The organism is Cohnella sp. 56 (assembly GCF_037963805.1).
Lineage (GTDB): Bacteria > Bacillota > Bacilli > Paenibacillales > Paenibacillaceae > Cohnella.
Map to the genome: position 1 here is coordinate 286,880 of NZ_JAZDQE010000001.1, position 22,870 is coordinate 309,749.

Genomic DNA, 22,870 nt, shown 5'->3' on the forward strand with positions numbered 1-22,870 from the left:
GGCTTGTCATAGAATAATATAGGCACATGGAAAAACGCCTATATTATTCATGGAGGCGAGTGCCGGCATGTCAATCGATCCGGAGCGCGGGATACATCAGGCTCAATTCGAAGAGTCGGTCCGCACAGCCCTCATTCGCCAGGAAGAAGCGATTGCCGATCTTCTCCGTGCCGCCGCCCTGTACGTGCAACTCTCCATGATGCCGAGTGCGGCTCATCAGGAAAAACACACCCGCGGGCTGCCCGTCGCCGAGTCGCTCGCCGATGCTCTCTCCATCGCGACCCGGATCGCCGAATCGCTGTCCGAATTGCAGCGCCTGACCCAGGGGATCGCACGTGACCTCGGTGTCCTACGTTTGTCCGTCCCCGCCTCACGATCCCTACCCACAGATAGCCCGCCGCGATCCGTCCGCTATTCTCCGGCGGAGAAGGCACCCCCGCCCTGGTCCGCATCGCCCAAACCCTAGTAGCAGCCAAACAACGGCCCGGCCCAAAAACCTTCTAGTCTCACTGCAACAACTTGATTGTATACCGGAAAAAGTGATTATTTGGAAGAAGTCGTCATGAATTGCATTTCCCCTCCCGATATTATCAATACGGGGATATTGGGAGGGGTTATTTTGGATTTTGATGTGTCATTCAGCGGATGGGCCACAGCTTTATTAGTGCCACCGCTTATTCCATTCATTAGTATTATTGTTTCGATTTTAAAAATAACACGTGAGGAAAAGTTATTACTAAGCCCCAGTATTCAAATTTTCACAACACTGCTGAGTGAAATTGGAAAATTTCTATTGATAACAACTGCGGCAATCATTCTCGGAACGTTTGAGATCAAAGGGCATTCAGGAAACAATCGATTTCCTTTTGTCTCGGATTTTCCTTTTCCAACCCTATTAATTCAGATCTCAATCGTATTGACTGCGCTTATTTCTCTTGGTTTACTCATGCTCAGAGTTAAGAAAAGCTATAGAATTCGAGTATTCACCGAAATAAACAAATCAACAAAAACTCGAAAAGGATTCATTCTTACTTTTTTAATAATACTAATTATTATATATGCTTATGTATTTTTTCCTCTATTTTTAGTTGCGTGCGCTCTAGGTGTAATATCCTTCTATTACGGTATAGCATTCAAGTTAAATATAACGTTTACTGGCGAAACCGCAGGATATTTATTTTCGAAAGTTCCAGTGGATGCGAGCATAATTTTTATATTGCTCTACTTGGTTTTATATGTGACATTGCGCCTGCTTTACGGGCAACTGATCTATGCGGGAAATTTATACGTATCAACAAAGGTGATTGCACACATCAAGCTAATAACAAACGAAGTGATGGAGAATGTAACGATTATTAGGGCAAGTATCGATGGAGCGTCCTTGCTTGTTAAAAACGCAGATGATAAGGATGGAAATAAATACCTTATACCTAAGGCGTCGATCCTACACATTAGGTTTGAAATGAAACAAATCAAGGAGCATAACCTGGAACAGGAAGTTAATAATTCAGATAATCATGCAACAGAAAACTTGGAAGAGAAGGCGGCAGACATTTCAGAAGTGGCAGTCACTGAAGAAGTGGCTGCTTCATCTGACACTAATTCTGACTCTCTCGTTAGAATATTGCTTCCGCCTGATTATAAATAAAGCAATAGAGCGTGCGCGCGGCGGAGATGTCCTTTCGGTATTCGCATCTTCTTTTACATATTCGTGCCGTTCTCAGCAGTGAACAAGGTTATCATAACGCAGCATGCTTACAACGGCTCTTCAGGAAAAGAACGGGTGAAGCATACAGAGCCCCAACACCACAGCCTCCGACCCATCCGGGTACGGAGGCTTCTATATGCCGCCTTGCAATCAGCCGTTCCGCAGGCTGGATTGACGTACGATCAGCTCGGGCTTGATTGAACGGAGCTCGGCGTCCGCCGCTTGAATCAAGCCAAGCTTGCCGAACAGGACATTGGTCGCCAGCACGCCAAGGCTGAACGTATCGATCTCAAGGGCGGTGAGGGCCGGCGTCGTGTAGGGGGCGAGCGGGAAGTTGTCGAACGTGACGATGCCGAGCTGCTCGGGGATGCGGACTCCGCGCTCCTGCGCAGCCTTCAAGACGCCGAACGCAATGAAGTTGTTGACGCATATGACCGCGTCGGGCGGGGCGTCGAGGTCCAGCAGCTCATTCATCAGGCGGTAGCCCGTCGCCTCGTTCGTCTCTCCCTGCCGGATATACGGATTGTCCGAGACGAGATCGCGCCGGGCGCCGGACATGACATTCTGGTAGCCGGCCAGACGGTTGCGCGAGATGGCCTCGCCGGGCACGCCGCCGAGAAAGGCGATGCGGGCGTAGCCCTGCTCGAGCAAATGATTCGCAGCGATCCGCCCGCCCTCGTTGTTATCGATATCGACCCAATCGGAGTCCGCACCGTAGTCCTCCTTCGGCTGCCCGACGATCACATAGGGGAATTCCAGCCGCTCCAGCTCGCTTACGACATCCCGGTTCAGGAAGGACGGATTGATGAGCATGCCGTCCAGCTTTTTGCTGTAGACGTACCGGTTCATGAAGTCTTCGTTGCTGTTCGTGATGTTGGCGATCGTCAGCTCGTAGCGATGCTCGAAGGTCACGCTCTCGGCACCGCCCAGCAAGCTGTAGAAGAAAGGGTTCAGGAAGTCGTCCTTGCGGTCGAAGTTCATGATGAACCCGATATTCATGCTGCTCTGCTTCGCCAGTTGGGTGGCGATGCTGCTGGGCGTATACTGCAATTCCTTCATGATGGCGCGTACTTTCGCTTTTGTCGCTTCCGAGATGGTAGGCGCGTCGTTCAGCACTTTGGACACCGTAGATTTGGCTACGTTCGCTGCCCTCGCGATATCGTTAATCGTTGTTTTCATAGGCGGCCCCCGTTAATTCCCCTGCATATTCATACTGATATTTATTATAACGCGCTCCAGTCCGGCTGCCCAATCTCTGGCAAAAATCTTATTGCTTTCCCGAAATAGGTATGTTACTTTGAGATCAAGGAAACCGGTTTCCTCCTCCATCATAAACGATTTGAAGGGCGGGTTCAACAAAATGATGACAAAAAAGCTCGGATGGTTGGCGGTAGCAACGATGATGGTATCCGTACTCGCAGCATGCGGCAATTCAAACAATACCGGAGGAGCGTCTTCGGACACAGCAGCGACTGCAGGCGCGTCCGCAAGCGCAAGTCCGTCGGCATCGAATGAAAGCGCTGCACAGGATACGGAAGACGTGAAGCCGGAAGAGGGCGCGAAGCTGAAGATCTGGACGGATAAGACCGAGCGGACGTTCATCGAGAGCGCGCTTGCCGACTTCAAGCAGCAATACGGCGTTGACGTCGCCATTGAGGAAGTGAACATTCCGAACCAGGCGGAGAAGCTGGAGACGGACGGTCCCGCGAAGCTCGCGGCCGACGTGCTGATGCTCCCGCATGACAAGCTGTCCAAGCTGGCGGTCGCGAACCTGCTGCTGCCGAACGATCTGTTCGAGGAGGAGACGAAGGCCAAGACGCTGGAGACGGCGATCGAGGCCAGCACCTACAACGGCATTCTGTACGGCTATCCGCAGACGATCGAGACTTACGGACTGTTCTATAACAAGGCGCTCGTCAAGGAAGCGCCGAAGACTTGGGACGAGGTGATTGCATTTGCGAAGACCTACAACGACCCGGCCAGCAAGAAGTATGCGATTACGTGGCTCCACAATCTTTACTTCAACAGCATGTTCATCACCTGGAAGGGCGGCTACATCTTCGGCAAGGACGGCACGGATGCAGCCGATATCGGCTTGAACGGCGACATGGCGGTTGAAGGCCTGAAGTATTACCAGGGTCTGAAGCAGATCATGCCGATCAAGACGAGCGATCTGACCTTCGACATCCAGGCCGAGCTGTTCTCATCCGGCAAGGTGGCAATGTCGATCGACGGCCCATGGTCGATCGCGTCCTACAAGGGCAAGGTCGACTTCGGCATCGCGCCGCTCCCGGCCTTCCCGGACGGCAAGCCGTCGATGTCGCTGTCGGGCGTGCGATCGTTCTACGTCAACTCGTACACGGCCTATCCGAACGCGGCGAAGCTGCTGGCGAACTTCCTGACCTCCAAAGAGAACGCGCTCAAGGACTTCGAGCTCGCGGGCATTATTCCGGCCAACAAGGAAGCCAGCGCCGATCCGCTCATCCAGAACGATCCGATCCTCAGCGGCATCGTCGAGCAGTTCAAGAACTCCAAGCCGATGCCGTCCATTCCGGAGATGAACAGCCTGTATGCGCCGACGGATGCGGCGTTCGCGACCATCTGGAATACGAATGCCGACGTGAAGGCGACGATGGACAAAGCCGTGCAGTCCGCCAAGGATCTGATGAGCTCGACGGCTTCGCAATAAAGCAAGTCAACGGTCGGGGGAATCCGGCGGGGGCCGGGTTCTCCGGGAGGAGAGGAGCACCGATCAAGCATGACTAGATATGCCCCTCAAGCTACGCTGCTTTCCCTGTTGTTCATGGGTCTCGGGCAAGGCTACAACCGTCAGTGGGGCAAGGCGCTGCTGTTCGCCCTGATCGAAGCTGCCGGCATCTACTGGATCGCGACTCGCCTGGCCAAGTCAGTGAAGGGCTTGTATACGCTCGGGGTCACGCCCAGAGGGATGGTCAAGGTCGGCAAGGTATACAAGCCGGTCGAAGGCGATCACTCGATTTTCCTGATGGTCGAAGGGTTAATCGCGCTAATTATCGTAGCCTTATTCGTGTATGTCTACTATTTGAACATTCGTGATGCCAGGTTAACGGCGTTAAACCGTGAGAAAGGGATCGCGCCGCACGGCTTTGCCGGCACGCTCGCCAATCTGGCGAACCGCAATTTTCCATATATGATCCTGGCGATACCGGTTGCGACCGCATTGATGCTGACGGTCATGCCGATCATTTTCTCCGTGCTGGTCGCCTTTACGGACTTCGCGGCGCCGAACCTGCCGCCCGCGAAGCTGGTGCATTGGGTCGGGTTCGATATATTCGGCAAGCTGGTCAGGCTCGGTTCATGGAGCAAGACGCTGTACGGCGTCGCGCTCTGGACCGTCGTCTGGGCGGCGCTGGCGACGATGACGACCTACTTGATCGGCACGGTCGTCGCGGTATTGATCCAGCAGCGGGGCATCCGGCTCAAGCGGTTCTGGCGCACGGCCATGATTATCCCGTTCGCCGTGCCGAATCTGGTGTCGCTGCTCGTATTCCGCAATTTGCTCAACGAGGAATTCGGTCCGGTCAATCAATTTCTGACCAGGATCGGGCTGCACGGCATTCCTTGGCTGAATGACCCGACCTGGGCGAGGGCGACGGTCATCGTCGTGAATACGTGGCTGGGCTTCCCGCTCATCATGATTCTCGTATCCGGCATCCTGACGACGATACCGAGAGATTTGTACGAAGCGGCCGAAGTCGACGGCGCCTCGCGGTTTTATGCGTTCCGGGTCATCACGCTGCCGCTCATCCTGTACGCCACGGCACCGATTTTCATCATGCAGTTTGCGAGCAACTTCAATAACTTCAACGTGATCTATCTGCTGACGGGCGGCAACCCGATCATGCCGGACTACGTATACGCAGGCGGCACCGATCTGCTCGTGACATGGCTGTACAAGCTGACCTTGACGAACAATCAGTACAACTTCGCATCGGTGCTGAGCATCTTGATTTTTGTCGTCGTCGCCACTGTATCGATCTTGAATTACAGGCAGACCCGGTCCTTCAGAGAGGAGGACCTGATCCAATGAAGCCGCGTCATATCGCGACGTATATCGTACTCACCGTGCTGACCTTGTCCATCGTGTACCCGGCGCTCTGGATCGTGATGTCCTCCTTCAAGGCAGGCAACAGTCTGTACAGCGAGACGCTGATCCCGAGAGCGTTCACGTTCGACCATTACAAGGAGCTGTTCACGAGCACCCGCTATCAGTATGTGACTTGGTACGCCAATACGGCCAAGGTCGCCGTCCTGTCGGCGCTGCTGGGCACGCTGATGACGCTGCTCGGCTCGTATGCGATGGCGCGGTTCCGGTTCGCCGGCCGGAAGTTCGGCCTGATGGGGCTGCTTGTGCTGAACATGTTCCCGAGCTTCATGTCGCTGGTCGCCATCTACATTTTGCTGCTGCAATTCAATCTGCTCAACTCGCACTGGGCGCTTATTCTCGTCTACAGCTCCGGCGCCTTCATCAGCAATGTGTTCGTCGCCAAGGGTTTCTACGACACGATTCCGAGAAGCCTGGACGAAGCCGCGAGAGTGGACGGCGCCTCCCATTGGATCGTGTTCACGCGCATCATGATCCCGCTCTCCAAGCAGATGCTGACCTACGTCAGCCTCATAATTTTCAACGGCGCCTGGGTGGACTTCATATTCGCCCGGCTCATTCTCAAGACCGCTGACAAAGAGACGCTCGCTGTCGGTCTGTACGACATCGTGAACCAGCAGACATCGACGGACTTCACCTTTTTTGCCGCAGGGGCGGTATTGCTGTCGATTCCCGTACTTGTGCTGTTTATCTGGCTGCAGCGATTCCTGGTGGACGGCTTGACGGCCGGCGCATCGAAGGGATAACGAATATGCGTTAAGGAGCAGTATGGCATGCTGAAGGAAGCGATCTATCATTGCAACGACATCCCCTACCTGTTCAAGGTGGGGGAGCATGAAGTGAAGCTGCGCATTCGCGCCAAACGCGGCGACGTCTCCGAATGCTCGGTCGTTCATTCCGACCGGTACCGTCCTCCGGGAGCGGGAGACATGTTGAAGCTCACGCTGGCGGCATCGACGGAGCTGCACGATTATTTTGAAGGCGTCGTGTATGCAAAAGTTAAAAGACTGCGCTATCAGTTCCTGCTGACCGGCTATGACGGGGCGGAGGTGTGGTGCGGAGAGTACGGCGCATCAGAGAGCCGGCGAGCGGCCGGCGCATTCCACTGTGCGTCGTTGGCCGCACAGGACGACGGGGCTCCGCCTTCGTGGGTGAAGGATGCGGTCGTGTATCAGATCTTCCCCGACCGGTTCGCGCGGAGCGGCGCGTCAGGCGAAGGCGCCGCGACCGAGGCATGGACTGCGACTGCGGCGCCGACGCGGCATTCCGTATACGGCGGCAACCTGAAGGGCGTCATCGACAAGCTGCCTTACCTGCAGCATCTCGGCATTAACGTCCTCTACTTCACGCCCGTGTTCGAGTCGCCGTCCAACCACAAATACGATACGACCGATTATTACAAGATCGATCCGGCGTTCGGCACGCTGGAGGAGCTGAAGGCGCTGGTAGCGGACGCGCATGCGCGCGGAATCCGGGTCGTGCTCGACGCGGTATTCAACCATTCGGGAGATGGCTTCTTCGCCTTCCGCGACGTGCTGACGCAGGGAGCCGCATCGCCCTACGCAGACTGGTTCCACGTGCGGAGCTATCCGGTCGTCCAGTCGCCTGAGCCGAGCTACGAATCGTTCGGCATTCATTCACCGTCGATGCCGAAGCTCAATACGCGCCATCCGGATGCGGCACAGTATCTGCTCGACGTGGCGGCTTACTGGATCGAGGAAGCAGGCATCGACGGCTGGCGGCTGGATGTCGCCAATGAGGTGGATCACGAATTTTGGAGGCGGCTGCGGCGCCGGGTCAAGGGGCTGGGCGCCGAGCTGCTGCTTGTCGGCGAGATCATGCACCAGTCCGGCGCCTGGCTGCGGGGCGACCAGTTCGACGGGGTGATGAATTACTTGTGGCGCGACGCGATGGTCGATTTTTTCGCCAGGCAGACCACGACGGCCCGCGCCTTCGCAGGCCAGATCGAGTCCGTCCGGATGCTGTACACCGACTCCGCCAACTCCGCCATGTTCAACCTGCTGGGCAGCCACGATACCGAGCGGTTCCTGACCGCATGCTCGCACAGCGGATGGGGCTGGCAGGAGAAGCAGGAGACGGCGCGCCTCAAGCTGGCCGTTCTGTTCCAGATGACGTATATCGGCATGCCGATGATCTATTACGGAGACGAGGTCGGCATGACGGGCGGCGAGGATCCGGACTGCCGCCGTCCGATGATCTGGGACGAGAGGCGGCAGGATCAATCGCTGCTGAGCCATTATCGGACCCTGATCGCACTTCGCCGGGACAATCCCGCGCTGACGGACGGGAGCTTCGACATCTGGTTCGTCGACGAAGCGGCCAACACGCTCGGCTATGTGCGCAGATGCGGGCGCCAGTGCCTCGCCGTGCTGATCAACAACAGTCCGAATATCGTGAAGACGGAGCCGAATCTCAGGAAGCTGCCCGGCGTGCGGACCGGGGAGCCCTTGTTCGGCGCCGGCAGCTGCGAGTGGCGCGAGGATGCCGCCGCATTCACGCTGCCCGCATACGGAGGGCTGATCATCCGCTTCGACCCGTAGGCTGCATCGCTTCATCGGTCCATGAACCGCGTCCCCTTCGGCATGTTGCCGAAGAGGGCGCGGTTTTTCTTCATCGGGCCGTCGCATGCTTCGATAGGATGAGTCGGTAGGATGCTTCGATGGGACGCTTCGATAGGATGCTTCGGTGCGATGCTTCGGCACCATGCTTCGGCGCAATACTTCGGCGCCATGCGCTGGTTCCGTGCATGCGGACATGCCTAGCTGCGGCCGGTCGTCCCGAAGCTTCGCGGCGCATCCGATCTGCGCCCGGGAGTCCCGAACGTTACAGCGTAGACAACGAGCACCGCCAGCATCGACAGGGCCAGCAGCAAGTAAAGATTGCCGTACACGTAACTGCCGGGTATGCTGTTCAGCGGATTCCAGGAGACGGGCGCGCTCCCGCCGATCGCGATCGCATAGATGCCGACCAGCAGCCCCTGCGCGATGAAGCCCGTCATGGAGAAGAGGCTCATCCCGATCGCGACCTGGTCCTTGGCCAGCGTGCGCGATATCGTGTTCGACATGGCGATGCCGATGAGCGACTGACCGGCATTGCCGAGGACGAGGGATACCACGATCCAGGCCTGCGGGGCGCCGGCGAAGGTGGAGAGCAGCAGGAAGCAGGCGGCCAGCATGCAGGCTGCGGCGGCGAACAAGCACATGTTGCCCTTGCGGTCGGCCAGGCGGCCGCCGAATCGCCCGAGGATGGCGGCCGCTGCGGCGGCAGGCACCATCGCGAAGCCGATCGAGGCGGAGCTCATGCGGTGGACCTCGCCGAGCAGCAGCGGCGTCACGAAGTACAGGGAGGAGCCGATGCCGCCCAGCGCGAACATCACGGCCAGACCCGCCGCGTAGCGGGGATTGCGGAGCAGCGCAGGCCGGATGAACGGTTCTCGGGCGCGGCGGACGCGGAGGGCGAACAGGGCGAGCGCGGCCAGGCCGCAGACGGCCAGCGTCGCGCTGCGGTTCGTGACGCCGAGCAGCAGCAGCGCGATGGAGGCCGCGAGCAGGCCGCCGCCGACCCAGTCGAAGCTGCCGGGACGGTCTGCCGGCGCGAGGTCCAGATGTCGGCGGTAAAAGGGAAGCAGCAGCAGGAGCAGCAGCGGCGGCAGGAACAGCCAGCGCCAGTGGGCGAAGCTGACGATGAGCGCGGAGACGGCGGGCCCGAGCGCGCTGCCGATCGCGAGGCCCACAGAGGTCATGGACAGGGCCGAGCCTCTGCGCTCGGGCGCGAAGTAGCGGACGGGCACGATCATGGCCGTGGCCGGGACGACCGAGGCGCCTGCGGATTGCAGGCATCTGGCGAGCAGCGTCATCCAGAACGACTGCGAGGCGAGACCGATGAGCGACCCGGCAGCGAATACGACCAGGCCGAAGGTGAGCAGATTTTTGAGCCGATAGCGGTCCGCGAGCTTGCCGTAGGCGACTGTGCCCAATGCATAGATGAGCGTATAGGAGGTGGACAGCCAGCTCGCCTGGCCGAGCGACAGATGCAGCTCTCTGCTGATCTGCGGGAGCACGATGTTGAGCATGAGCGCGCTCATCGACGTCAGGGCGGTCGTGAGCAGCATGAGCCGCATCAGGATCGGCCCTTTGTCCGGCGATGGAGCTGAAGCGGATGGAGAGATATCCATGGCAGCGGTCGCACATCCTTCGTTTTAAAATGTATGCAAGTACATGCTTGCATGAAGCGATATAAAAAGCTAGGGCGTTAATGCCCTAGCGAATATGCCGACGCTATCTTCAATATACGCCTCAAGCGGACCGGAGATCAGATCGTCTCCGCTCATGCGCGAGATCGCTGCGCCGTAGTTCATCCAAATGAAGGCCAGCGCCTGATGCTCGGGGTTCGACGAGACGAGCTTGCCGCGCTCGGTCATTGCCTTGAAATAATCGGTCAGCAGCTGCTTCAAAATTCTGGGATGGCGATGCGACCGCTCACGCACTTCCTCGGGCAGGCTCTCCGCGCTGTGGCGCATCATGCGGATCAGCTTGCTGTTGCGGTTCATGAGCCGATGATAGGTGGTGCCGATCAGCAGCAGGTCGCGGTGCAGGTCCCATTCGAGGCGCTCGGCGAACAGCTTTGTCATCTCGTCGGCATAGTGGTACCGGTCCACCGTCGCCTCAAGCAGATTCTGCTTGCTGCCGAAATGCCGGAACAGCGTCACCTCGTTCACGCCGGCTGCTGCTGCGATCTCCTTGGTCGTCGTGCTGTCGTAGCCCTTTTCCGCCATCAGGTCCAGCGCGGCAAGCATAATTTTTTCACTGGTAGGAAGGGAACGGCTCATAGGTCCTCCATCGTTGAAGCGATTGTGCGAATGCAAGCGTACGCTTGCATTCATCATATCCCCTCGGCATGCTGCGGTCAATGACCGGCCGACTATATATTCAACAGCTCCCGGATCTCCTCTTCCGTCATCGCGCTCAGACTCTCCTCGCCCGGCTGGATCACCTCGGCGATCAGATCGCGTTTGCGCTGCTGCAGCTCGACCATCTTCTCCTCGATCGTGCCTTCGGCGACGAGTTTGATGACCTGCACGACGTTCTTCTGCCCGATTCGGTGCGCCCGGTCCGCCGCCTGCTGCTCGACCGCGGGGTTCCACCACAGATCGTACAGGATGACCGTGTCCGCGCCCGTCAGGTTAAGCCCCGTGCCGCCAGCGCGCAGAGAGATGAGGAAGATGTCGTTCTCTCCTTCGTTGAATCTGCGGCATAGCTCGACGCGCTCGGCGGCCGGCGTCTGGCCGTCGAGGTAGAAGCAGGGCAAGCCGCGCAGGGACAGCTCCTCGCGGATGATCGCGAGCATGGAGGTGAACTGGGAGAACAGCAGCAGGCGTTTGCCGCTGTCCAGCGCGTCGCTCACGATCTCGAGCAGCTGCTCCAGCTTGCCCGAGCTGCCCTCGTAGCCCTCCACGAACAGCGCGGGATGGCAGCACAGCTGCCTCAGCCGCGTCAGGCCGGCCAGAATGCGCATGCGGCTCCGCTGGAAGCCTTCCTCCTGCAGCTGATGCAGCGTCTCGGCCTGCAGCTTGGCGAGATAGGCGACATACAGCTTCTTCTGGTCCTCGGACAGCTCCGAATGCTGGAGCGTCTCGATCTTGTCCGGCAGCTCCTTGAGCACATCCCGCTTCATGCGGCGCAGCAGGAAGGGGCGCACACGCTTCGCGACGGCTTCGCGGGAGAGCGAGGCGAACTCGCGCCGGCTCCCGAACAGCTCGGGGAAGACGGCGTCGTACAGCGACCACAGCTCGTCGAGCGAGTTCTCGATCGGCGTCCCCGTGAGCGCGAAGCGGATGCCCGCCCGCACCCGTCCGACGGCTTGGGCCGTCTGGGTGACGTGGTTCTTGATCGCCTGGGCTTCGTCGAGGAACAGGCAGTAGAACTGGAGCTGCGCATACAGCTCCATATCCCGCCGCAGCAGCGGATAGGAGGTGATGACGACGTCCGCGCCTTCGATCTCCCCGAGCGTGTCGGCCCGCTCCTGCTTGTCTCCCGCCGCCATGCGCACCTTGAGGCCCGGCGCGAACCGCGCCAGCTCGTGCTTCCAGTTGAAGATGAGCGAGGCGGGGGACACGATCAGCGCGGGGCGCCCGGATGCGCGGATCTCGCCGCAGACGGATTCGACGAAGGCGATCGCCTGCAGCGTCTTGCCCAGGCCCATGTCGTCGGCGAGCACGCCGCCGAACCGGTAGTGGGCGAGCGTGCGCATCCATTGATAGCCGAGCTTCTGATAGTCGCGCAGCGTGGCTGTCAGACCCTCCGGTATCGGAAAATCGAGATTGTCGGGATTGCGCATATCGTCGAGCAGCCGGCGCAGCGAGCGGGTGAGCTGGACGCTGCCGCTGCGGATGTCCGCATCCATGAGCGTCAGGCCGCGCACGGCGGCGAGATCGAGCCGCGCGCCCTTGATCTCGGACTTGCGGACGCCCATCTCGTCCATCAGGCGGGAGATCTCGGCATAGCTGCCGTCCTCGAGCGACAGCAGCCCGCCGCCGGACAGGCGGTAGTAGGGCTTCTTTTCGACTAGATTGCGCAGGATGTCCCGAATCTCGTCGTCGCCGATGCCCTCGACGTCGAAGCGCACCTCGAGCCACGACGTATGGGCGTCGTAGTCGATCGTCATGCGCGGGGCGGGCGGCAGATCCCGCAGCATCGCGTTCATCGCCGACGTGGCGTTCACCTGCACGAGCCGCGTGAGCTCGGGCAGCAGCCGGTACTGGAACCGGTAGATGCTGTCTTCGTCCTCGAGATACAGCTCGCTCCCGTTGTACTTGAACGAGGCGCGCTCGATCAGCGCCATGATCCGGTGCTCGGTATCGATGTCCCGCACCAGGATGACATCCCGTTCGCCGGCGTCGCGTCTCAGCGGGCTGTCTGCCTGCAGCGCGTTGATCTCCGTATCGCCGTACCGGTAGGTGAGCCGCGCGAGCAGCCGGCCGGCGAGCCAGTCGAGGTCGAGCCGGGCTGCCAGCGGGGGACTGACGATGCGGTCCGCGATCTGCGGCGCGATATCGACGTGCCCGATCCGCTTCAGGCTGGGGACGACCCGGTCCATGAACGACTCCATCTGGGCGGGGGCGATGAGCGCCTGCTTGGCCGGCTTGTAGGCGAACATCCGCTTGAGCTCCTCCAGGCGCCGGATCGCGGCTTCACCGGTGCGGTGCAGCACGCCGTCGGCGAGTGCGTAGCCGTAGTTTTCCAGAATGACGAGCTTCTCAAGGCCGTGGATATCGAGACGGTATCCCTCCACATCCTCGGCGCTGTCCAGCCCGAACACGAGCGGCAGCGGCTCGTCGGTCACGGTGACGGTGTCCGCCATGCGCATCCCGTATTCGAACCGCGCGCTCGCGCCTGCGAACAGAGGCAGCAGGTCCTCCCAGGCGAGGGGAGGCAGGACAAGCAGCCGGTCCACGGAGAAGGCCGAGGCGCCCTGCGGCGAACGAAGGGCGTCCCTGTAGGCCAATTCGCTGCGGGCGATGACGATGAGCTTGTCGATAATTGCCTGATCCTCGGGCCTGAAGACGTGGACGGCCGGATCGTACGCGAAGTGCTTGGCGAAGACGCAGGACTGCCCGAGTTCGATCCGGCTCAGAAATTCCTTGAGCTTCGGCACGACGTACAGCCGCTTCGGACCGACCTTCATCTCTACTGCGAGCAGCGGAGAGCGGGTGTTCTCCGTCACGGCTTTGCATATGAACTCGACGTCGAGCGTCAAGGTCTCTCCCGGCTCGGCGCCCGTGTCTTCGGCAGAGGCATCCGCAGCGGGCAGACCGTCGAACAGCGAGATCAGGCTTTTGGTGAACAGCACGTCCCGCGTCGGGATCATCGTCTCCCGCCTCGCGGGAGGCGCGGCGGACGGCGGGGGCGCCGGCAGCTCGGGGCTGCGTTCATCATGAAGATGGATCAGCGCCGCAGCGATATGCTCGCAGTAATATTGCGAATGCGCGGTCGGGCAGTCGCAGCGGGCGTCGACGACACCCGTATCGTCGAGGTCGACCCGCACGCTCCTGCGGCCGTCCGTACTCCATACGTAGGCCTCGTAGCGGCGGTCGTCGTCCCGCTCTTGGCCGGCGCCGATCGCTTTGCCCGCCTGATTCAGCTTCATGCCGCGCTCGAATGCGGCTTGACCGCACAGCAGTTTGATCTGCTGAAGGGTCGGATAGTGACTCATGACCAGCTTCCTTCCCCGCATGCTTCGCGCGAATGGTAATATTTCATTATATCACAGGCTGAATCAATATCAGTCGGTCCCGCATGCGCGTCAAAAAAAGCCCTCCGTCCCGTCAGGACAGAGGACCTCGAGCGACCGCTCCTCGCTTGTTCAAGCCTTTTCCTTGAGACCTACGATATGAACGAGCTGGGGCGTCGAAGCCACCTTGATCACATGATGCGCCTTGTCATACTCGACGGTGCCCGATCCGGCGCTTGCCGACTTCTCCGCGCCGAGCACGTAGAACAGATCGTCGGCCAGCGTGCGGATGCATACGTCCTTTTCGGCTTGGGCAAGGCCGTCCCACTCCTGCGCCTCCATCTCGAACGTCTCGTAGCAGTCGGGGATCGTCGCCAGCGCCTCGGACAGCTCATCCAGAATCTCGTCATAGGGTCTTGTATAGCGAATAGCCACGCTCGCTCACTTCCTTTCTTTCTATCCATAGTATAACTTATTTCTTCCAGGCGCGGAGGGTGCGCGCGTCCCGATTCCGGCGGCGGCTGGCAATTGCATGCATTGCTTTATTTGGCGGCTTCAAAGGACTATAATGATGAAGTTGATTTGATGGCCGGCTGACTTGCGGGTTTTGTTTTTTGTTGCGTTGATATTCAGATTCCGAGAAAAAGGGACGGTCTATTATATATGATGGCATGGCAGCACGTCCGTTCGTGGGTTACGAAGCCGTTTGTGTTTTTCTCCATTCTGATGATATTGAAAATTTACTTGGCAGGGTATGTCATCTTCGAGGGCTGGCGGCTGTGGCTGCCGCTGGCGACGGGATTGCCGTCCGTCTGGGTCGTCTTCTGCCTGATCGAGCTGCTTGGGCCAGGACGCAAGCTCGGCCTGTATTTGACGGCGAACGGCATTCTGACCTCCGTTTATTTTGCAGTCATTATGTATTACAAATACTTCGGCGTCATCGTCACCTATCACGCGCTCCAGCAGGTCAACCAGGTGACGGAGGTCAAGGGCAGCGTATTTTCCCTGCTCCACCCGTACTTCCTGCTGATCTATACGGACTTCGTCGTCCTGCTGCTGCTGCTCTGCCTGAGCCGCCCCTTCCGGGCATGGGGACGCAGCCTGAAGGTGCGCGAGCGGCGCAGCGTGCTGTCGGTCATCGGTGTGCTGTCGCTGGCGGCGTGCATCTTCACCGTCTGGCCCTACCGGCACAGCATGAACGAGGTCGTGCAGGCGGAGAAGATGGGCATCGTCAACTACGAGGTGTACGCCGCCTTCGCGCCGTCCAAGGATAAGCCGGTCGACGTATCCGGCATGACCCAGGCGCAGATCGATCAGCTCAAGGGCTATGCAGCGCCGTCGGGGACGCCGCTCTACTGGGGCAAGGCGGCCGGCAAAAACGTGCTCGTCGTGCAGATGGAGGCACTGCAAAACTTCCTGATCGGCAAGTCCGTGGACGGCCAGGTCGTCACGCCGAACCTGAACGCGCTCGTACAGGACAGCCTCTACTTCGACCGCTTCTACCAGCAGGTCGGCCAGGGCAATACGGCGGACGCCGAATTCGTCGTGAACACGTCGTTGTTCGTGCCGAGTCACGGCGCCGCGTCTCAGGAATATGCGGACCGGGAGCTGCCGAGCATGCCGCGCCTGTTCGGCGCCAATGGCTACGACACGGCGACGTTCCATACGAACGATGCGGTGTTCTGGAACCGAACCGAGCTGTATCCGGCGCTGGGCTGGCAGACCTACTACGACAAGACGCTGTTCGGCGACGAGGATACGGTCATGTTCGGCGCCTCGGACGAGGTGCTGTACGGCAAATCGGTCGAGAAGCTCGCCGAGATGGCGGCGGGCGGCAAGCCCTTCTACGCGCAGCTCATCTCGATGTCGGGCCACCATCCGTACAAGATTCCGTCGCGCAAGTACAAGATGGAGCTGCCCGGCCGATTCGAGGATACGCTCGTCGGCGACTATATCCGGGCGCAGAACTATGCGGACTTCGCTCTCGGCCAATTGATCGCCGATCTGAAGGCGCGCGGACTGTGGGACGATACGACCGTGGTGCTGTACGGCGACCATCAGGGACTGCCGATCTACTCGCTGACCTCGGGCGAGAAGAAGCTCATGAGAGAGCTGCTCGGCCGCGACTACAAGCTGACCGACATGCTCAACATTCCGCTGCTCATCAAGCTGCCGGCGAGCGCCGAGGAGCATCGCAGCATCGATACGCTTGGCGGACAGTCCGACATCTTCCCGACGATCGCCAATCTGGCGGGGCTGCCGATGACCGGTCATCTTCATTTTGGCCAGGATTTGCTCAATTCAACCGGCAATATGCTGCCCGAACGCTACTATTTGCCGACGGGCTCCTATATCGACGACAGCGGCGTGTTCATCTCCGGCACCGGCTTCGAGGACGGGCACACGCTCGGCTTCGGCGGGGGAGGCGTAAAGCAAGGCGGAGACAGCCGCGCGAATTATGACAATGCCATCAAGCTCCTCAGCATGTCCGACGGCTATGTGCGGTCCTTGCCGGAGCGGAAGTAAGTATACAGAAAGAGGTGAACAGCCTTGAACGTTTATATAAAAAAACTGTTCAGCAAGCGATTCGCGCCGCTGCTCGCAATGTTGATCTTCCCCGTGCTCGGCATGATCTACGCGGCCGTCAACCGCGTGGACGACAAGGTGTGGAGTCTCGTCACGCCGTTCGATCAGGCCGTTCCGTTCATCAAGTGGTTTGCCGTCCCGTATTCCGTATGGATCATATATATCTATATCTGCGTGCTGTTCTTCTTCGTCAAGGATGTGCGGACGTTCTACCGCGCCATTGCGACGTACACGGTATGCGCGCTGTTGTGCTACCTGGTCTACAGCGTGTTCCAGACGACCGTGCCGCGTCCCGCGCTTGACGGGAGCGATCCGCTGACGCGGCTCGTCGCCTACATTTACAATCGCGACCGTCCGTTCAACTGCTTCCCGAGCATTCACTGCTTCTCCAGCTACATGGTGTTCCGCATCCTGGCGAGCAGCAGCTTCAAGACACGCCGCAGCCTGTCGCTAATCGGCATCGGCTCCGGCCTGATCATTCTGTCCACCCAGTTCATCAAGCAGCACGTCGTGCTGGATCTGATCGCGGGCATCGCGCTCGTCGAGCTGGTACTGCCGGTCGTCGTGCTGGCCGAGCGCTGGATCGCGCGGGAGCTGGCGGCCGGGAACCGCACGAAGAGCCGCGCCAAGAGCCGCGCCAAGAGCACGTATTACAGTTCCTAATAGCCGACAGTGCTTCGCAAAAAAAAAGCTGCATGCCCGGGAGTTTGATCCGGACTGCAGCTTTTTTTGACGTTATCTCGCGAACAGCTCGCAGTAGCGGCTCACGATCTGCTCCTTGGTCAATCCCATGCCTTCGCGCATGAACACGACACCGGCGGGGTGGAGGGAGCTGAGCAGGATATGGGCCTTGGCGGAGGCGCGGCTCCAGGCTTCGCGCTGCTCCGCGGTGTCGGGCGCGTTCTGTACATAGCCGGGCTCCAGCTCGGCGTACTGGGCGGTCAGCTTATCCCATACGAAGCGATACATCGGGGAGCGGAAATAAGCCGATTCGTCCTCGCAATCGTGAACCGTATGAATCGGCAGAAGAAGCTGAAATTTATCGTCGATGAATTGAATAATGTATTGAAGTATGCCGCCGATGCGCTCTGTGGCCGGCAGACCGCCGCTCGTATCGAGATAATTTTCCAGCTGCTTGATCGTATCCACGGCGACCTGTTCGGCGATCGCCGCGCACAGCTCGCCTTTGTGGGCATAGCAGCGGTACAGCGTACCCTGGCCGACGCCGGCCGTCTGGGCAATCTGATGCATGCTGACGGCTTGAACGCTCTTCTCGGCGAACAGCCGCTTCGCGGCTTGCAGGATCAACCGGCAGTTCTCGGCGGCGTCGCTGCGTTTGCGAGGCTTGATCATCCCCGACACCCCCTCCAAGGAAATAGAAAGTCACAATTGACAAACGGACAATTGTCCGGTAACATAGCGATGAAAAGCGGACAATTGTCCGTTTGTAGAAGCCGTCGATCTCTAAATCCCGACGACCCTGACGACCCTATTGTACCGTTGAAGCCTCGCGGCGGTCAACGACGCCATGTGTCGCAGAGAGGTGCGAGAGCGAGCGGCCTATTCAAGGGAGAGTGGAGAGCAACCATGCCAGTCAATTCTGCATCACCCGGTCAGTCGGCATCCATCCGGGACGTATTCGCGCCCCTGATCGCCATTATCGTCGGCATCTTCATGGTTATCCTCGACGGTACTGCCGTCAATGTCGCCTTGCCGCAGCTGATGACCGAGTTCAAACAGGGCAGCCTGTCGCTCGTCCAATGGACGGTCACCGGCTACGCGCTGGCCCAAGCCGCCGTCATCCCGCTTGCGGGCTGGCTGTCGGACCGCTTCGGCGCGAAGCGGGTATTCCTGATCGCGATCGGCCTGTTCACGATCGGCTCGGTGCTGTGCGCGCTGTCGTCGTCGGTCGAGATGCTGATCGCATTCCGCATCCTGCAGGGGCTGGGCGGCGGCGTCGTCAGTCCGATCGCCATGGCCTTTATCTACAGACTGTCGCCTCCGGGCAAGGTCGGCCAGGTGATGGGCATGCTCGGCATCCCGATCCTGCTCGCGCCCGCGCTCGGCCCGGTCATCGCCGGCTGGCTCGTCGAATACGCGAGCTGGGAATGGATCTTCCTGCTGAACCTGCCGATCGGCATCATCGGCATATTGCTCGGCATCCGCACGCTGCCGCGGATGGAGCGCCAGTCGGTCGCTTCGCTCGATATGATGGGCATTATCCTGGCTCCGATCGCATTCGCCGCGCTCGTCTACGGCGTGTCCGAAGGCGGCAAGACGGTGACGACGGGCAACAACTGGACGGCGTCCACGACGCTGACCGGCATCGCGATCGGTGTCGTCGCGCTCATCCTGTTCATCGTCGCCGAGCTGAGACGCCGCGATCCGCTGCTTGAGCTGCGCGTGTTCCGCTCGAGCACGTTCACCCGCGGCATCATCGTGCAGTGGGTGTCGCAGATCGCCTTGTTCGGCACGATGTTCCTCGTCCCGTTGTTCCTGCAGCAGGCCAAGGGCTATTCGCCGTTCGAGACGGGGCTCATCATGATCCCTCAGGCGCTCGCCTCGGCGATCATGATGCCGATCGGCGGCAAGCTGAGCGACAAGTTCGGCGCGCGTCCGCTGGTGCTGGCGGGCATGGTCATCACGACGGCATCCGCGTTCCTGCTGTCCGGCATCTCGGCCGATGACGGCAGAGCCGCCATCATCGTACCGCTCGCGCTGCTCGGCGCCGGTATGGGATTGTTCATGATGCCGCTCAATACGTACCTGATTCAGTCCGCTCCGCAAAATCTCGTCGGCCGCGTGACCTCGCTCACGAACGCCGCCCAGCAGGTCATGATGTCGTTCGCGGTGGCCGGACTCACGACGCTGTCCGCGACGCGGATGAAGGACATCATGGTCGATCAGCAGAAGCAAACGCCGGATCTGCATACGTACGCGGATGCGTTCGGCTACACATTCCTCGTGCTGACAGGCGTCGCCGTCGTCGGCCTCGTGCTCGGCGTCCTGCTCTCCAAGCCGAAGAATCCGCTCCCCGAAGGCGAGACCGGAGCCGAAGCGCATATGATGATGGGCTAAGCTGCAGGGCGCAGCCCGCGGCAACCATACACACAATTGGACGACCCCCGCAGGGCAACCCTGCGGGGGTCTTGTTGATTGAAGCTATGCAACTGGTTCTATCCGCTAATACCGTCAGCACAAACTACAAACTTGATACTACAAGCATAACCGCGCAATTCTTCCTGAAAAACACTTTGCACGAAAGCAACGAAAGCCCTGCCTCTCAGTCGTTCTTGCGGTTCCTATGACCGCGCCAGTCTTGAATTCGTGTCCTTCCAGCAGCCTTGGTAACAGGAATGGTGTGGGAAACGGGTGGAATTCAGCCCATTAAGAGAGGAAAAATCAGAGGGTTAACACTTGTCTAATGACCTATAATACAGTAATTTAATTATAATGTCAATCGCTTTATAAATGCCGCGGGATTGACCGCTTGTGCAGAATTCGTTAGAATAAGGTTGTGAACGCGCGTTTATGGCGACAACCGAAAGGTGTCGATGCTAATGAAAAAAACGGAAATCAACTCGGTCGAGATCGCTCGCCTGGCCGGCGTATCCCGAAGCACGGTAAGCCGCGTCATCAACAACTATGCGAATGTGCCGCCGGAGACGCGGAGGAAGGTCATGGAGGTCATTGAGGCGCATCGCTATGTGCCCAATCTGTCCGCCCAGGTGCTGGCGGGCAAGCGGACGCGCACGATCGGCCTGTTCGTCATCGAGGCGGGGCGCATCTCCGGCGATATGCTGACGAACCTGCTGCTGGCCAGCGTCGTGGAGCACGCCTCCTCCAGAGGCTATTACGTGCTGACGTATATTATCCGCAATACGTCGGACAAGGAGAATGTCCGCGGCGTCAAGGATATTTTCTATCAGCGGCGGATCGACGGAGGCATCTTCATCGGAGCGGCCAACGAAGAGCCCTTCATCGAGGAGTTGATCGCCGAGGGCTTCACCGTGGGCATCGTCGACCAGCATCTGCCGGGCAGGCAGGAGCCGAACCGGATCATCGCCAACTTCGACAACGACCGCGGCATGCAGCTGGCAGTGGGCTATCTTCACGAGCTGGGACATCGCGACATCGGGATCATCAACGGCGACCTGAACCGTTATTCCGGCGTGGACAAGTACGAGCGCTTTTTATCCGCGATGCAAGAATACGGACTGCAGGTCCGGGAACAGTGGGTGAGACCGGGCGCGTTCCACGAGGAGGCGGGCTACCAGGCGGCGCTTAAGCTGCTGAAGGAAGCGGACCCGCTTCCGACGGCCATGATCATGGCCAACGACAGCGTGGCGTTCGGCGCCATCCGCGCGTTCCAGGAGGCCGGCCTATCGGTGCCGGACGACATGTCCGTCATCGGCTTCGACGATCACGCGCTTAGCGCCAGATACAAGCCGGCGCTGACGACGGTGGCGATCGATTTCGGAGAGATGATGAGCAGTCTGACAGACTACGTGATCGGCCACATCGAAGGCAACGAGGCTTCAAGCGCGCGTTACATGTCCCATTCGAAGCTCATCCGCCGGGAATCATGCCGTCCGTTGTGACGAATTCAAGCGTTAGCGACATTAAGACTTTACGACAAGGAGTGTTCATTCATGGATAAAAACCTGCTCGGCAACCACGTGATTACGCAGATCGGACTGGTGGTGCGCGACATCGAGCAAACCTCCCGCGCTTACGCCGATTTTTTTGGTATCGACAAGCCGGATTGGTTCTGGACGGACGCTCCCGAGGTCGCCAAGACGGAATATGAAGGAGCCCCGTCCGCGGCGCGGGCGAAGCTGGCGTTCTTCGATATGGGCTCCCTGCAATTGGAGCTGATCGAGCCAGACGAGCACCAGAGCACCTGGCGGGAAGCGCTCGAGCAGAACGGCGAGGGCTTCCATCACATCGCCTTCGTCATCGAGGGCATGCAGCAGAAGATCGACCTGCTCGCGGGCAACGGGCACAAGCTGCTGCAAAAAGGCGAATATACCGGCGGCAGATACGCCTACATCGATACGTCCGCGCAGCTGAAGCTGCTGGTCGAGCTGCTGGAGAACGACCGATGAACCTGCTGATCACGGGAGCAGGTCGGGGACTCGGCTACGAGCTGGCCCGGATCGCGGCGGCCAGAGGCCATGCGGTAGCGGCCTGCATACGCTCGGCCGAGGCCGAGGGCGAGCTGGCGGCGCTGGCCGAGCGCTATCCCGGGCTGGTGCGTATCGAGAGGCTGGACGTGACGGACGAGACGCAGGCCGGCGAGCTGGCTGCCAGGCTGCAGGCCGCAGGCTTCGCGCTGGATGCGATCGTGAACAACGCGGGCATCCTGCTCGGCCGCGGCGGGGGCATCGCTTCGCTCGAGCTGGACGAGGTGAGGCGCACGTTCGAGGTGAACCTGTACGGCCCGATGAGCGTGGCCAAGCATCTGACGCCGCTCATGCGGGACGGCCGCGACGGCGCGAAGATCGTCGTACACGTCGCATCCGAAGCAGGCAGCTTCGCCGGCGCCTACGGCGGCGATTATCCGTATGCGCTGTCCAAGATCGCGCTGTCGATGTTCACCAAGCAGCTGAACGATGAGCTGAGGCCCCGCGGCATCCGCGCGCTCGCCGTACACCCGGGCTGGATCCGCACCGATATGGGCGGATCGTCGGCGCCTCTCTCTGCGGCGGAGAGCGCGCTCGGCATCATCGACCTGATCGAAGGCACGACAGAGGTGCCGGCGGAAACCTGGTTCGTCGACTATACAGGACGCGCCATGCCAATATGACCCTTCGCCCCCAGCGTTGTCGCGAGACAACGCTGGGGGCGAAGTTTGTTGTGACGGACAGCAGCGTCCCCCCCGCCGCCTGCGCAGGCTTCGTAAAGTCCCGCGAATCCCGCGAATCCCGCGAATCCCGCGGACCCCGCAAGCCCCGTGACCCCGCCTGCCTGCCAAGTACTTCCGCATGACAGCACCTTGCTCCTTGCCGGCTTGCCGCCCTGCCGCCTTGCCGTCGAAGTCCTTGCGACGTTGTCGGGAGCGACTCCGTATACAAGTGGAGACGTGTCTTTTTTTATGTGGCAACTTGTCGCTGCAAATTGTACATCCTAGTCGGATAGCCATGATTGAACATGACTCGAACAATCGTTCAAATCGTTTG

The 22,870-nt window shown here is 59.7% G+C and carries 19 protein-coding genes; 12 read left to right on the forward strand and 7 right to left on the reverse strand.

Translation table 11 applies throughout. The features are described from left to right. Window positions 1-67 precede the first annotated feature (67 nt). Entirely contained in the window at window positions 68-466 is a 399-nt protein-coding gene (locus VQ071_RS01255) for a hypothetical protein (protein WP_340512017.1), read from the forward strand. Between the two features lie 81 nt (window positions 467-547). Beyond that, window positions 548-1,648: a hypothetical protein gene (locus VQ071_RS01260; RefSeq protein ID WP_340512018.1), complete on the forward strand. Its 1,101-nt coding sequence runs from the start codon at window positions 548-550 to the stop codon at window positions 1,646-1,648. Window positions 1,649-1,858: 210 nt separating this feature from the next. On the opposite strand, the gene VQ071_RS01265 is transcribed toward VQ071_RS01260, so the two are convergent. After that, entirely contained in the window at window positions 1,859-2,887 is a 1,029-nt protein-coding gene (locus VQ071_RS01265; protein ID WP_340512019.1) for a LacI family DNA-binding transcriptional regulator, read from the reverse strand. Between the two features lie 12 nt (window positions 2,888-2,899). Beyond that, on the reverse strand, window positions 2,900-3,172 hold the full coding sequence (locus tag VQ071_RS01270; RefSeq protein ID WP_340512020.1) for a hypothetical protein: 273 nt from the start codon (window positions 3,170-3,172) through the stop codon (window positions 2,900-2,902). A 76-nt stretch (window positions 3,173-3,248) separates the two neighbouring features. Between VQ071_RS01270 and VQ071_RS01275 the strand changes: the two genes are divergently transcribed. The 4 genes from VQ071_RS01275 (at window position 3,249) to VQ071_RS01290 (ending at window position 8,413) form a co-directional block, all read left to right on the forward strand. Further along, complete coding sequence (locus tag VQ071_RS01275) at window positions 3,249-4,397, forward strand: sugar ABC transporter substrate-binding protein (protein ID WP_340512021.1); 1,149 nt, start codon at window positions 3,249-3,251, stop codon at window positions 4,395-4,397. Between the two features lie 69 nt (window positions 4,398-4,466). Continuing rightward, the gene (locus VQ071_RS01280) at window positions 4,467-5,777 is read left to right on the forward strand and encodes a carbohydrate ABC transporter permease (protein WP_340512022.1); all 1,311 of its coding nucleotides are present in this window, start codon (window positions 4,467-4,469) and stop codon (window positions 5,775-5,777) included. After that, complete coding sequence (locus VQ071_RS01285) at window positions 5,774-6,598, forward strand: sugar ABC transporter permease (RefSeq protein WP_340512023.1); 825 nt, start codon at window positions 5,774-5,776, stop codon at window positions 6,596-6,598. Before VQ071_RS01280 ends, VQ071_RS01285 begins: the two co-directional genes overlap by 4 nt. Window positions 6,599-6,625: 27 nt before the next feature. Beyond that, window positions 6,626-8,413 (forward strand): glycoside hydrolase family 13 protein, encoded by a 1,788-nt coding sequence (locus VQ071_RS01290; protein WP_340512024.1) that lies wholly within the window; start codon window positions 6,626-6,628, stop codon window positions 8,411-8,413. A 218-nt stretch (window positions 8,414-8,631) separates the two neighbouring features. Here the strand turns inward: VQ071_RS01290 and VQ071_RS01295 are convergent, their stop codons facing one another. From VQ071_RS01295 to VQ071_RS01310, 4 genes are all read right to left on the reverse strand, one after another. Next, window positions 8,632-10,047: an MFS transporter gene (locus tag VQ071_RS01295; RefSeq protein WP_340512026.1), complete on the reverse strand. Its 1,416-nt coding sequence runs from the start codon at window positions 10,045-10,047 to the stop codon at window positions 8,632-8,634. Window positions 10,048-10,116: 69 nt separating this feature from the next. Beyond that, window positions 10,117-10,701 (reverse strand): TetR/AcrR family transcriptional regulator, encoded by a 585-nt coding sequence (locus VQ071_RS01300; RefSeq protein ID WP_340512027.1) that lies wholly within the window; start codon window positions 10,699-10,701, stop codon window positions 10,117-10,119. A 92-nt stretch (window positions 10,702-10,793) separates the two neighbouring features. Then, a complete protein-coding gene (locus VQ071_RS01305; RefSeq protein ID WP_340512028.1) occupies window positions 10,794-14,084 on the reverse strand; it encodes a DEAD/DEAH box helicase in 3,291 nt (1,096 codons plus the stop codon). A gap of 150 nt (window positions 14,085-14,234) precedes the next feature. After that, entirely contained in the window at window positions 14,235-14,537 is a 303-nt protein-coding gene (locus VQ071_RS01310) for a hypothetical protein (protein WP_340512029.1), read from the reverse strand. 228 nt (window positions 14,538-14,765) lie between these two features. Here VQ071_RS01310 and VQ071_RS01315 point away from each other — a divergent pair, with 228 nt between their 5' ends. Both VQ071_RS01315 and VQ071_RS01320 read left to right on the forward strand, forming a co-directional pair. Next, a complete protein-coding gene (locus VQ071_RS01315) occupies window positions 14,766-16,628 on the forward strand; it encodes an LTA synthase family protein (protein ID WP_340512030.1) in 1,863 nt (620 codons plus the stop codon). A gap of 24 nt (window positions 16,629-16,652) precedes the next feature. Then, window positions 16,653-17,351 (forward strand): phosphatase PAP2 family protein, encoded by a 699-nt coding sequence (locus tag VQ071_RS01320; RefSeq protein ID WP_340512031.1) that lies wholly within the window; start codon window positions 16,653-16,655, stop codon window positions 17,349-17,351. A gap of 72 nt (window positions 17,352-17,423) precedes the next feature. On the opposite strand, the gene VQ071_RS01325 is transcribed toward VQ071_RS01320, so the two are convergent. Continuing rightward, window positions 17,424-18,041 carry a TetR/AcrR family transcriptional regulator gene (locus VQ071_RS01325; RefSeq protein ID WP_340512032.1) on the reverse strand — a complete coding sequence of 206 codons (618 nt, stop codon included), beginning with the start codon at window positions 18,039-18,041 and terminating at the stop codon, window positions 17,424-17,426. 234 nt (window positions 18,042-18,275) lie between these two features. Here VQ071_RS01325 and VQ071_RS01330 point away from each other — a divergent pair, with 234 nt between their 5' ends. From VQ071_RS01330 to VQ071_RS01345, 4 genes are all read left to right on the forward strand, one after another. Then, entirely contained in the window at window positions 18,276-19,766 is a 1,491-nt protein-coding gene (locus VQ071_RS01330) for a DHA2 family efflux MFS transporter permease subunit (RefSeq protein ID WP_340512033.1), read from the forward strand. A 482-nt stretch (window positions 19,767-20,248) separates the two neighbouring features. After that, entirely contained in the window at window positions 20,249-21,289 is a 1,041-nt protein-coding gene (locus VQ071_RS01335; protein WP_340512034.1) for a LacI family DNA-binding transcriptional regulator, read from the forward strand. 51 nt (window positions 21,290-21,340) lie between these two features. Then, on the forward strand, window positions 21,341-21,796 hold the full coding sequence (locus VQ071_RS01340) for a VOC family protein (RefSeq protein WP_340512035.1): 456 nt from the start codon (window positions 21,341-21,343) through the stop codon (window positions 21,794-21,796). Further along, window positions 21,793-22,497, forward strand: a complete 705-nt coding sequence (locus VQ071_RS01345; RefSeq protein ID WP_340512036.1) for an SDR family NAD(P)-dependent oxidoreductase — start codon at window positions 21,793-21,795, stop codon at window positions 22,495-22,497. Before VQ071_RS01340 ends, VQ071_RS01345 begins: the two co-directional genes overlap by 4 nt. Window positions 22,498-22,870: the final 373 nt, after the last annotated feature.